This is a genomic window from Herminiimonas sp. KBW02, assembly GCF_003852535.1.
Classification (GTDB): Bacteria; Pseudomonadota; Gammaproteobacteria; order Burkholderiales; family Burkholderiaceae_D; genus Oxalicibacterium.
Genome location: NZ_QAJP01000004.1, coordinates 51,666 through 63,946 on the forward strand (window position 1 = coordinate 51,666; position 12,281 = coordinate 63,946).

The 12,281-nt window shown below is 51.9% G+C and carries 10 protein-coding genes and 1 other RNA gene; 3 read left to right on the forward strand and 8 right to left on the reverse strand.

Translation table 11 applies throughout. The features are described from left to right. Window positions 1-83: 83 nt before the first annotated feature. The 8 genes from DBR37_RS04685 to DBR37_RS04720 all read right to left on the reverse strand — a co-directional run bounded on the left by DBR37_RS04685 (window position 84) and on the right by DBR37_RS04720 (window position 7,136). Window positions 84-929: a hypothetical protein gene (locus DBR37_RS04685; RefSeq protein WP_124573339.1), complete on the reverse strand. Its 846-nt coding sequence runs from the start codon at window positions 927-929 to the stop codon at window positions 84-86. 245 nt (window positions 930-1,174) lie between these two features. Further along, a complete protein-coding gene (locus DBR37_RS04690; RefSeq protein WP_124573340.1) occupies window positions 1,175-1,936 on the reverse strand; it encodes an HNH endonuclease in 762 nt (253 codons plus the stop codon). Between the two features lie 232 nt (window positions 1,937-2,168). Further along, a complete protein-coding gene (locus DBR37_RS04695) occupies window positions 2,169-3,380 on the reverse strand; it encodes an integrase arm-type DNA-binding domain-containing protein (RefSeq protein WP_124573341.1) in 1,212 nt (403 codons plus the stop codon). A gap of 165 nt (window positions 3,381-3,545) precedes the next feature. After that, window positions 3,546-3,906, reverse strand: a transfer-messenger RNA (tmRNA) gene (ssrA, locus tag DBR37_RS04700). 107 nt (window positions 3,907-4,013) lie between these two features. Further along, on the reverse strand, window positions 4,014-4,673 hold the full coding sequence (locus tag DBR37_RS04705) for an HAD family hydrolase (protein ID WP_124573342.1): 660 nt from the start codon (window positions 4,671-4,673) through the stop codon (window positions 4,014-4,016). Between the two features lie 64 nt (window positions 4,674-4,737). Continuing rightward, window positions 4,738-5,433, reverse strand: coding sequence for a bifunctional 2-polyprenyl-6-hydroxyphenol methylase/3-demethylubiquinol 3-O-methyltransferase UbiG (gene ubiG / locus DBR37_RS04710; RefSeq protein WP_124573343.1), 696 nt, complete (start codon window positions 5,431-5,433; stop codon window positions 4,738-4,740). Between the two features lie 97 nt (window positions 5,434-5,530). Beyond that, window positions 5,531-6,151, reverse strand: a complete 621-nt coding sequence (gene ompA, locus DBR37_RS04715) for an outer membrane protein OmpA (protein WP_124573344.1) — start codon at window positions 6,149-6,151, stop codon at window positions 5,531-5,533. Between the two features lie 316 nt (window positions 6,152-6,467). Then, window positions 6,468-7,136 carry an OmpA family protein gene (locus DBR37_RS04720; RefSeq protein ID WP_124573345.1) on the reverse strand — a complete coding sequence of 223 codons (669 nt, stop codon included), beginning with the start codon at window positions 7,134-7,136 and terminating at the stop codon, window positions 6,468-6,470. Between the two features lie 253 nt (window positions 7,137-7,389). On the opposite strand from DBR37_RS04720, the gene gyrA reads away from it, so the two are divergent. Genes gyrA through pheA form a run of 3 tightly spaced genes read left to right on the forward strand, consistent with a single transcriptional unit; the run spans window position 7,390 to window position 12,215 of the window. After that, on the forward strand, window positions 7,390-10,011 hold the full coding sequence (gene gyrA, locus DBR37_RS04725) for a DNA gyrase subunit A (RefSeq protein WP_124573346.1): 2,622 nt from the start codon (window positions 7,390-7,392) through the stop codon (window positions 10,009-10,011). After that, window positions 10,011-11,105, forward strand: a complete 1,095-nt coding sequence (gene serC / locus DBR37_RS04730) for a 3-phosphoserine/phosphohydroxythreonine transaminase (protein WP_124573347.1) — start codon at window positions 10,011-10,013, stop codon at window positions 11,103-11,105. Before gyrA ends, serC begins: the two co-directional genes overlap by 1 nt. Before the next feature lie 33 nt (window positions 11,106-11,138). Beyond that, complete coding sequence (gene pheA, locus DBR37_RS04735) at window positions 11,139-12,215, forward strand: prephenate dehydratase (protein WP_124573348.1); 1,077 nt, start codon at window positions 11,139-11,141, stop codon at window positions 12,213-12,215. The last annotated feature ends 66 nt before the right edge of the window (window positions 12,216-12,281 follow it).

The following is a 12,281-nucleotide window of genomic DNA, read 5'->3' on the forward strand; positions in this document are numbered from 1 at the left end:
TGGAAAGAGGTTGATGTAGAAGTGTGTAACGGTGTGCTGCATACTAGATAGCTCTGTCGAGGATTTTTTTTCGAGGGCGTGGATTACGTTCCTCTTATTCTAAGTTTGTCGAGTTCTTTGCCGAACCACGCTCGATCGCAGTCGGCCCCTGTATCTATGGAAATTATTCCTCCACCGGCGATTGCTGTTCGGAAGTCGAATGCCATGTGGAGGCTTGGCGGGAGTTCTATGGCCTTGCCGTTCAAGGAGAGTCTACCCATGCCGATTGCGCTGAGTGAGACACGCAACTCGTGCTCGGCACGAAAGCGTTCGGCTTTAAGGTAGCTATAGAGAATCGGGTTTGGGAGCTGCTGGCTGTTGAGCCTGTGTTGGTCAGTGTCCACATAATCGACGACTCCATAATTGATCGAGAAAATTTGTCGTAAAGGAACATCGTTTAGCATCAGTCCGCTTGTGCCCGGCATCAGCTGCGCATTGAGGTGCTGTCGTAGCCAAGTGAAATCGAAGACAACAGCAACACGTCCGTGATCGCTACCAGAGCCATAATGCTGCCAGATATGTGCGTTGTTCTCGAGTGCGAAGCAGCAAGCATAAGTTCGAGCCCGACTTTGGTCGTAATAATGTTCCGCAGTAAAGGTCGGTGCCTTTTCGAAGCCGATGGTTGCATTTAACACCCGATCAGCGGGAAGCTGCGCACCGTCTAGTGCGTCGGCTTTATCGAAATCGCGATAGCTATCGACGCGATTGAAGTGCAGATACGAATTAGCGATGGAGTTTATTAGATGCTCAGCCCGCATGACCTTGTATAGCGGCTGGCCATCCACCGGCTGTCGCAGTAAGGTCGCATGTGGCTCGATAAACCCTCTCGGAGCGGGAGTTGACGTGAGCGAGACTCTATCGGATATCTTGAGATGGGCATCTTTGTTCATTTTTTTGTGTGCACGTGTATTAGGTGGAATGTACCCCGAAACTCAGTAACGGATGTTTCCGGCTTGACTGCAATTCTGGTAATCAGCTGCCTCGAATTGTGTACACCATCAGCTTGCGCAACACGGATTGCAGGAGGCGAAATAATCTTCGCCAGCGAGTCATTTCGCCTGGTTACGGGAGACGGATCACATTCCAGCTAGACGTGGACAGCCAACGTCATATTTAACGAGCTATCCATTCCCTGTTAAAAGGGGAGTTCACGCCACTTTAAACCTTCTCGGTGCCGAGCTAGATACTTTTTAATCCCATTAGGCACACTGCGAAGTTGTATATCCTGGCGCAGACCCAAGAGCATCGCATCGTTCAGGTCGAGACTGAGACTGACTAGCAGGCGTCCCTTATCTGTAAATGAAATCATTTTGCGGTCAAAAAGCTTATCTAGATTTGGACTTAGAAGCAGGCCATTATCGGGATCAAGGCGCTCGTTATTGTTCTCGCAGGTGCGCCAAGATACTATGTGCGACGCAATTAACGCGGTCTGAGGACCGCAGCCTAGGGCACTGCAAGTTTTCCATCGCGTCAGAAGTTTTTTCCTAAATTCTCCTTGACCAACACGGGCCAGTAAGAGCTGCTCTCTCTCTGTACTACCGACAGAGCCGATGATCTCTTCCGCAGCTTCGTCTGAAATGTGGTCGGTAAAAGCATGTTGATTGGAATTCTGTGGAGTGCCGACGGCCTGCGGATGAAGTGATGATGTTCCGCAGTATTGTTTGTAGGCTAGGGGACATCCAGGGTGCGCCGGACGATGTTCGAAGTGAGCCTCGTTCCGTCCATTTTGGCTCTCCCTCATCAAAATTATAGGGCCATGACACTCGTAGCACCTTACTAACGCGGTTTTGCGGTGTGGATAAGCGGCCGAAACGGGCCAAATTTCCCATTGCGTCCCAGTCCATATTGCGCAACGCTTCTTGTTTTTGGGTCGAACCAGCGTATTTTCAACTTTCATACGTGTCCACTCTGTTTAGAATATAGATTAATTGAGCTGCATCGCCTCGAGGTCACCCACTGTTTATGCCGTTAACTTCCCGAACCTCCGAAAAAATGCCGGATCATTGTGCTGCTACCGCTTTCTAGAAAAATAACTGCGCACTTCAGGCGGGAACTGTCATCGGATGCTCGAGCTGGTTTGCCTAAGACATGGAAATTTAGAACATTGTTTTTTAATACTGTTGGAGGAGCTATGCTGCTTTGATCGAAACGATGGTTGAATTTTCTTCTAGTTTGTCCAAAAAATCAGCCCATGCTTGCATCATTCTCCGGCGTTCTGGTAAATGTTCAGCATAGTTGTAGGCCGCACGAACAGAATTCCTTTCTGCATGCGCTAATTGCCGTTCAATGGCATCCCGATGCCAACCTTGCTCATTTAGTAGTGTACTAGCCATGCTTCTAAAGCCATGACCCGTCATTTGATCATTTGTATATCCCAAGCGGCGAAGGCCCGCATTAACTGTGTTTTCACTCATTGGTCGGCCATTAGTTCTTGCGCCAGGGAAGACGTAACGGCCATTGCCTGTCAGAGGCTGGAGTTCGCGCAAAACTATAATGGCTTGTGTGGAAAGCGGAACAATATGCAATTCCCCCATTTTCATTCGTTCTGCAGGGATGCGCCATTCTAGAGTTTCAAAGTTGAACTCACTCCATTCCGCCTTTCGTAGTTCGCCAGGCCGGACAAAGAAAAGGGGCGCTAGTTGCAAAGCGCATTTTGTTATCAGAGTTCCTTGATACCCCTTAATTGCCCGAAGTAGCTCACCGATGGCCTTGGGCTCAATAATTGATGAGTGGTGTTTGACTTTACTTGGAGGAATGGCACCTCGTAAGGCAATAGTAGGGTCTCGTTCTGTTCGGCCGGTCGCAATTGCATAACGAAAAATTTGGCCGCAATTTTGTAGGGCGCGATGAGCAGTCTCAGTAGCGCCCCGATTCTCTACTCTGCGGAGTGCCATTAAAAGCTCAGGAGCCTTAATTTCTGAAATGGGAGATTTTCCAATCCATGGAAAGATATCTCTTTCCAGTCTGCGGATAATTTTCTCGGAATGGTTTTGTGCCCAGCTCGGCGCAAACTTGCCAAACCATTCCCTAGCGATCATCTCGAAAGTATTTTCGCTATTTTCTTGAAGTGCAGCTTTTTGAGCCTTTTTATTCTCTCCAGGATCTATATCGGTGGCCAATAGTTTGCGCGCTTGATCTCGCTGCTCTCGAGCTTCACTTAGGGTGATTTCTGGATAAGTGCCAAACGTGAGAAGTTTCTCCTTACCCCCAAATCGGTACTTTAGTCTCCACGATTTACCCCCACTCGGCGCAATGTGTAGAAATAGGCCGCCTCCATCAAACAACTTAATAGGCTTCTCGCCAGGTTTGGTATTTTTAACGGAAATGTTGGTTAAAGGCATGTGGGGGTATCGATTTAGCGGGAGGGTAGTGGTACCCCCGAATTTACCCCCTGTATGTTCTGGATGTCAATATTCCGCTTTGGACGTCTCTAAACGAAAAAACCGCATTCTCAGAGGGAGAAATGCGGTTTCTTGTACTTCTTTGGATGTCTTTAAACGAGTTCTTGGTGGAGGCGGCGGGAATCGAACCCGCGTCCAGAAGCACTCTACAGACAGTTCTACATACTTAGTGCTGCCATTTGATTTAACCCGTACGACGCGGACGCACACGCTGCGGACAGGCGAGTCACCTATTGTTTAACGTCTTGCCAAGTGACCCGGCACGACGCGATTCCTTGTATATGACTTCACTGCTGTTGCCAGCCCGCCCCAAGGAAGAAACGGTGTGAAGCTAACCGGTATTAAGCGGCTAGTGCGTACGAGTTATCGTTTGCAGTTATTACTTTTCTGGTTGTATTTACGAGGTGACCAGTCCTCGGTATGCCCTGCGCTGCTTTGCAACCCCTGTCGAAACCAGGTCGCCCCCAAAGCATTGCCATTGTATCGCATTAGATGGGGTGTTTCACGGCAGATTCAAGTGAGGCGGTATTCGCCCGGTTTGCCTGAAGCCGGATCGCCGTTTTACAAGCTGCTTTACGCTTTAATCAGTGTGAACAATTGTTGTGGCGACTCTGCCAAGGCGTCGGCATTCCAGCTGGTCGGTTCGATATTCCCGCAATAACCCCAGCCCGCAGCAATGGTCGTCATACCGGCGGCCTGGCCAGCCTGGATGTCACGCAAATCGTCGCCGACATACCAGCAGTGCTGCGGATCTATACCTATGCGTTTGGCGGCTTCGAACAGCGGGGCAGGGTGCGGTTTAGGATGGCTGGCAGTGTCGCCGGAGACCACGCAAGCAGCATGATCCAGGCCGATTTGCGGAACCAGTCTATCAGTCAGGTAGCTGACTTTATTGGTGACGATGCCCCAGACGATGCCTTGATCCTGTAATTGCGCCAACAGTTCGGTGACGCCGTCGAACAGGCGGCTTTCCACCGCTATCGATGCTTCATAGTTCTTGAGGAACGCGTCGCGTAGTTCAGGATATTCAGCGTCTTGTGGCGTCAGGCCGAAGGCGGCGCCGATCAGGCCGCGCGCACCTGCGGAAGCGGTAGGGCGCAGCACTTCGTAATCAGTCGGTTCCAGACCGCGCGCGATACGTAGTTGATTGACGGCTCCGGCCAGATCGGGCGCTGTGTCCGCAAGTGTGCCGTCGAGGTCAAACAGTATGGCTAATGGCGTGCGTAGGGTCATGTGAACTCATGCAGATAAGTAAGCAAGGCTGCGCTTTTGCACCAGCCTTGCCATATGTCGTGGATCAGGCGGGTTTGGTGCAGGCGACCAGATAATTGACGCTGGTATCCTGATTCAGCGAGTAGATTTTGGTCAGCGGATTGAAGCCCATGCCTTTGAGTGCATCGATATCCAGGCCGGCTTCACGGGCGAAGCGTGACAGTTCCGCCGGGGTGATGAACTTGGCGTAGTCATGCGTGCCCTTAGGCAGCAGGCGCAGCAAGTATTCTGCGCCGAGGATTGCGTGCAGATAGGCCTTCGGATTTCGATTGATGGTCGAGAAGAATACTTTACCGCCGGGTTTTGCGAGTTTGGCGCATGCAGCAACGATGGAGGCCGGATCAGGAACATGCTCCAGCATTTCCATGCAGGTCACGACATCGTAGCGACCAGCTTCGCGTTCGGCCAGTGCCTCCGCTGCGATCAGCTCATAGCGCACCTGTACGCCGGATTCCAGGCTGTGCAGGTCTGCTACTTTCAATGCTTTTTCTGACAGGTCTATACCCGTGACATTGGCACCGCTTTTGGCCATCGATTCAGCCAGGATGCCACCACCGCAGCCGATGTCGACTACGGTTTTGCCAGCCAATGGCGCGCGGCCATTGATCCAGCCCAGGCGCAGCGGATTGATTTCATGCAGCGGACGGAATTCTGATGTTGGGTCCCACCATTGATGGGCCAAATCACTAAATTTTTTCAGTTCTAAAGGATCAGCGTTCATGGGCTAAATGATAACTGGAAAGTGCAGTGAGCGCGCTGGTTTGCGCAGACGAAAAAAAACCCCGCCGGAGCGGGGTTTAGATTTCGCAAGAAACGAATTATTTGCGTGTGCCAACAACTTCGATTTCTACGCGACGGTTTTGTGCGCGACCAGCAGCTGTTTTGTTAGTAGCAACTGGTTGTTTTTCGCCTTTGCCTTCGGTGTAAACACGTTTCGCGTCAACGCCTTTGCCAACCAGGTAAGCTTTAACAGCTTCTGCGCGGCGAACCGACAGTTTTTGGTTGTATGCATCGGAACCGACCGAGTCAGTGTGACCAACAGCAATGATAACTTCCAGGTTCAGATCTTTCAGTTTCGAAGTCAGATCGTCCAGTTTAGCTTTGCCTTCTGGTTTCAACACTGCTTTGTCGAAATCAAAGAATGCATCAGCTGCGAACGTTACTTTTTCCGAAGTTGGAACTGGAACAACTGCTGGAGCTGGGCTAGCAGGAGCAGGAGCTGCAGCTGCTACCAGTGCACCGTCGCAACCTGGAACCGAGTCAGCTGGTGTCCAGTAGCCAGTGTGCCAGCACAAACCGGTCGAGTTGCGAACGATCGTACCGTTAGTAGCTTGTGCATAAGCGCTGTTTGGTGTGCTTGCTTTGATGTCGGTCTGTGCTTGAGCAGACATTGCGACAATCGCGGACGCAGCGAAGACGAGTTTTGCTAATTTATTCATATTTCTTTCTCCTCTCGAGTGAGATATCCGCAGACTAAACTGCGCAAAATTACGTGAATGACATCGGAAATGGATATTAACACGCGCTTCAACAACCACATGAAACAAATTGTTCGCATGCAATGGTTTAACTTGGCTCCATTCTGCCACAGCCAGTCACGACAACGACCGATTGCTAAATCGACTAATTAACGTTTTTTCCAAAGCGTTGTGTTTAAACAACGCTTGCTAAGAATCATTTCCCCTGGCAAAACATTGACCTTTGGACATCAAAAACGTTCATGTTTTGAGGAAATTTTTAATAAAAAGCACTCTTTTATTTCGGCAAATTGTGCACTTCTATTAAAACGCGCCGATTTGGTGCTAAACATGTAACTAATTTGGTGCGGCTCAATTTGCTGTCACATTCCTTGATGGGTTGTGTTGCACCTGCACCGACAACCTTCATATTGACCGTTACGCCCTTTTTCTTTAGATAGTCGGCGACCGCGGCGGCACGCTTTTCCGACAAGGCCTGATTGGCGTGTGCGTTGCCCAGCAGATCTGTGTATCCGGTAATTGTCATACCGCTGGCGCCATTGCAGGTGGTCAGTTTCGGCAAGACATCGCGATCGATGCGATTTTTGGCTGCTCTATTTAATACTGCCTGGTTCAGGCCAAAAGTCTGGTCGCTTTCCAGTGCGATAGTGAAATCGCAAGATTTGGCGACCACGGCAACCGGCGCCACCTTGCCATCCAGGTGGCTGGCGACATCAGGTGCGATCGGATTCGGGATAGGGGATGCCAGTGCGCCGTCGCAACCTGCGACCGCATCAGCCGGTGTCCATGTGCCGGAGCGCCAGCACAGGCCAAAAGCACTGCGTGTTACTACGCCGCGGCTATCCTGGGCGTAGGCATTGTTTGCCGGGACCTGAATATCAGTTTGCGCGGCAACGTAGGACGAGGAGGCGCCAAGCAGCAAACCAAGGACCACTTTGTTGATCATGTTTTTCTCTTATTAATAGATGAGTGCCGAAAAAGCAGCATATTTTCGATAGTCAGCATTTAAACATATTTTCTTCTTGCCACGTGACCGCAATGGTCGCCACGGTGAAAGCTCCCGGATTGCCGAAAGCGGGGAGCGGAGGCCTCTGCCGTGTTAAAATCTTACGATTTGCCGGATCGCCCGTAACTAAGCTTTACTGCTCAAGCGATTCTTCATTATTAAAACCCCTAGCCAAAGACCAGACGAACCGCCAATGGATCAATTCGCTAAAGAAACAATTCCTATTTCACTCGAAGAAGAGATGCGCAAGAGCTACCTCGATTACGCGATGAGCGTTATCGTTGGCCGCGCATTGCCCGATGTGCGTGACGGCTTGAAACCGGTGCATCGCCGGGTATTGTTTGCCATGCATGAGATGAATAACGTGTGGAACCGCCCGTTCGTAAAATGTGCGCGCGTGGTCGGTGAAACCATGGGTAAGTATCACCCGCACGGCGACGCGTCGATTTACGACACGCTGGTGCGTATGGCACAGCCATTCTCGCTGCGCTATATGCTGGTCGACGGGCAGGGTAACTTCGGTTCCATCGACGGCGATAACGCAGCGGCTATGCGTTACACCGAATGTCGTCTGGATAAGATCGCAGGCGAATTGCTGGCCGATCTGGACAAGGAAACCGTCGATTTCGTACCGAACTATGACGGCAAGGAAAAAGAGCCGTCGGTATTGCCGACGCGTATTCCTAATCTGCTGATCAACGGCTCGTCCGGTATTGCGGTCGGTATGGCGACGAATATCCCGCCACACAATATTACTGAAGTCATCGATGGTGCCTTGCATGTCTTGCGCAATGCAGATGCGACGGTCGATGAGCTGATCGAAATCATTCCGGCACCGGACTTCCCGACGGGCGGCATCATTTATGGTGTGTCCGGCGTACGTGATGGTTATCGCACCGGCCGTGGCCGTGTGGTGATGCGCGCGAAGACGCACTTCGAAGAGTTCGGCAAGGAAAACCGTGCGGCCATCATCGTTGACGAGTTGCCGTATCAGGTAAACAAGAAGTCGCTGCTCGAGCGCATCGCTGAATTGGTACGTGACAAGAAGCTCGACGGTATCTCTGACATCCGCGATGAATCCGATAAATCGGGTATGCGCGTAGTGATCGAACTGAAGCGCAATGAAGTACCGGAAGTCGTGCTGAACAATCTGTACAAACAGACTCAGTTGCAAGACACCTTCGGTATGAATATGGTTGCACTGGTCGATGGTCAGCCTAAGTTGCTGAACCTGAAGCAGATGCTGGAATGCTTCCTGTCGCATCGCCGCGAAGTGGTAACACGTCGTACCATATTTGAACTGCGCAAAGCACGCGAACGCGGTCACGTACTGGAAGGTCTGGCAGTCGCATTGGCGAACATTGATGATTTCATAGCGATCATCAAAGCAGCGCCGACTCCGCCGGTGGCAAAGGTAGACCTGATGTCGCGTGCCTGGGATTCGTCCGTGGTACGTGAGATGCTGGCACGTACCGGTGAAGCATCTATCGGTGGTGTAAATGCATTCCGTCCGGAAAACCTGCCTAAGCATTACGGCATCCAGACTGACGGTTTGTACAAACTGTCCGATGACCAGGCACAGGAAATCCTGCAGATGCGTCTGCAACGCCTGACCGGTCTGGAACAAGACAAGATCGTTAATGAATACAAGGAAGTCATGGAGCAAATCGCTGATTTGCTCGACATCCTGGCCAAGCCTGAGCGCGTCACCGTCATCATCACTGATGAACTGACGCTGGCTAAAAACGACTACGGCATCGGCAATAAAGATGAACGTCGTTCGACCATCGAACTGAACGCTACCGACCTCGGTACCGAAGACTTGATCACACCGCAGGATATGGTCGTGACCTTGTCGCATACCGGTTACATGAAGGCGCAGCCGATTTCCGAATACCGTGCGCAGAAGCGTGGCGGTCGCGGCAAGCAGGCGATGGCGACCAAGGATGATGACTGGATCGATCAGCTCTTCATCGCGAATACACATGATTACATCCTGTGCTTCAGCAACCGCGGTCGTTTGTACTGGCTGAAGGTATGGGAAGTGCCGCAAGGTTCGCGCAATTCGCGCGGCAAACCTATCGTCAATATGTTCCCGCTGCAGGATGGAGAAAAGATCACGGTGATCCTGCCTATCTCCGGCGAGAACCGCAGCTTCCCTGAAGATCACTACATCTTCATGGCAACCAGCCTCGGTACCGTGAAGAAAACCTCCCTCAGCGATTTCAGCAATCCGCGTAAGGCCGGCATCATCGCGGTCGATCTGGATGACGGCGACTTCCTGATCGGTGCAGCGCTGACCGACGGCAAGCATGACGTCATGCTGTTCTCTGATTCCGGCAAGGCTGTGCGCTTCGACGAAAACGATGTACGTCCTATGGGCCGTACAGCACGTGGCGTGCGCGGTATGAACCTGGAAGAAGGTCAGCAGGTTATTGCATTGCTGGTCGCCGAGAACGAACAGCAATCGGTGCTGACGGCAACGGAAAACGGTTTCGGCAAACGCACGCCGATCACCGAGTACACCCGCCATGGCCGTGGTACCAAAGGCATGATTGCGATCCAGACCAGCGAACGTAACGGCAAAGTTGTGGCTGCGACCCTGGTCGACGCCAGCGATGAAATCATGCTGATTACGACCGGCGGCGTATTGATACGTACCCGCGTTGCGGAAATTCGCGAAATGGGTCGTGCGACACAAGGCGTGACGCTGATTGCAGTCGAAGACGGCACCAAGCTGAGCGGACTGCAACGCATACTTGAATCAGATGTAGAAGTTGATGATGATCAATCCGGTACGGAGGAAGCAGAATAATGAAGCGTGTGTATAACTTTTCGCCGGGTCCGGCTGCATTGCCGCAAGAAGTAATCAAGCAGGCAGCAGAGGAAATGACAAACTGGAGAGGTAGCGGTTTGTCAGTGATGGAGATGAGCCATCGCGGGCGGGAATTTACGGAAATCCTGGCAACAACCAAGGCTGATCTGCGTTCCTTGTTGTCGATTCCGGATAATTACAAAGTGCTGTTGATGCAAGGTGGTGCGATTGCCGAGAACGCGATTGTGCCTATGAACTTGCTGGGCCTTAAAGGGCAACAACCAGCCACTATCGACTTCGTTAATACCGGTCACTGGTCGAGCAAGACGATAGAAGAAGCGCACAAGTACGCGAAGGTGAATGTGGCTGCTTCGTCTGAAGACAAGGGTTTTACCTATGTACCTGCACGTGACACCTGGAAGCTGACGCCGGACGCTGCTTACGTGCATATCTGCACCAACGAAACCATCGGCGGTGTCGAGTTCGACTTTACACCTGACGTTGGTAACGTACCTTTAGTCGCGGATATGTCGTCGAATATCCTGTCGCGCGAAATCGATATTTCCAAGTACGCGGTGATTTACGCTGGCGCACAAAAGAACATCGGCCCGGCCGGTGTAACGATTGTCATCGTGCGTGACGACATGCTGGGCCACGCATTGCCTATCTGCCCGTCCGCATTCGACTGGAAGCAAGTGGCTGAACATGACTCCATGTTTAATACGCCACCGACTTATCCTATCTATATCGCCGGCCTGACCTTCCAATGGATGAAGCGCCAGGGTGGCGTAGCTGCGATGGAACAGGTCAATATCGCGAAAGCGAAGTTGATGTATGACTACCTGGATTCGACCGGCTTCTACCTGAACAATGTTCCTGTAGCGAATCGCTCGCGCATGAACGTGCCGTTTTTCCTGAAAGACGAATCGTTGAACGGGAAGTTCATCGCGGAAGCGGACCAGCAAGGTCTGGTGCAACTCAAAGGTCATAGCTCGGTCGGCGGCATGCGTGCGTCGATCTATAACGCGATGCCGATTGAGGGTGTGCAGGCACTGGTCGCGTTCATGAAAGACTTCGAGAAAAAGTACGGCTGATTTTTATTCAAATAAAAGATTGTTTGCATAACTATGACGACCGACGACAAGCTTAAACCACTGCGTGAACAGATCGACGCGATCGACGCGCAAATTCTCGATTTACTGAATCGGCGCGCACGCGTCGCGCAGGAAGTCGGCCATGTGAAGGCGGAGACCAATGCCCCGGTCTTCCGTCCGGAACGCGAAGCGCAGGTTTTGCGCAGCGTGGCAGAACGCAATCCCGGGCCTTTGCTCGATACCGATATCCAGACCGTCTTCCGCGAAGTGATGTCGGCATGCCGCGCGCTGGAAAAGCGCGTGACGGTCGCTTACCTGGGGCCGGTCGGTACTTTTAGCGAGCAGGCTGTGTATCAGCAATTCGGCCGTTCTGTCGATGCGATGCCATGTGCCTCCATTGATGAAGTATTCCGCGCGACCGAGGCCGGTACTGCCGATTTCGGCGTTGTGCCTATCGAGAATTCATCGGAAGGCGTAATCAATCGCACGCTGGACTTGCTGCTGCAAACCACGCTGACGATCAGCGGTGAAGTGTCGATCCAGGTGAATCACAGCCTGATGACGCGTACCGGTTCGATGACAGGTGTAAAGACTATCTGTGCCCATTCGCAGGCACTGGCGCAATGCCAGGTCTGGCTGAACCAGAATTACCCGAACATCGAGCGCATGGCGGTTGCATCTAATGGTGAAGCGGCACGTCTGGCGGGCGAAGATCCGAGTGTGGCTGCTATTGCCAGTGAAATCGCCGGACAAAAATACCAGTTACAAGTCATCAAGGCACACATTCAGGACGATCCGCATAACCGTACCCGCTTTGCGGTCATCGGCCGTTTGCAAACGTCGGCCAGCGGCAAGGATCAAACCTCGCTGGTACTCTCGGTGCCGAACAAGGCGGGTGCGGTCTACAACCTGCTGGCGCCACTGGCCAAGCATGGTGTGTCGATGACGCGTTTCGAATCGCGTCCGGCACGCATGGGTACGTGGGAATACTATTTCTACGTCGATGTGGAAGGCCATCTGCAAGACGTCAAGGTCGAAAACGCCTTGAAAGAACTAAAAGACAACGCAGCATTCTTCAAAGTGCTGGGTTCGTATCCATTCAGTTTGTAATCTGTTTGTGAAGTATGGCGGGCGCTGCGTGCGGTGCCCGACTGTACTTCAGACGTGATTTATTTT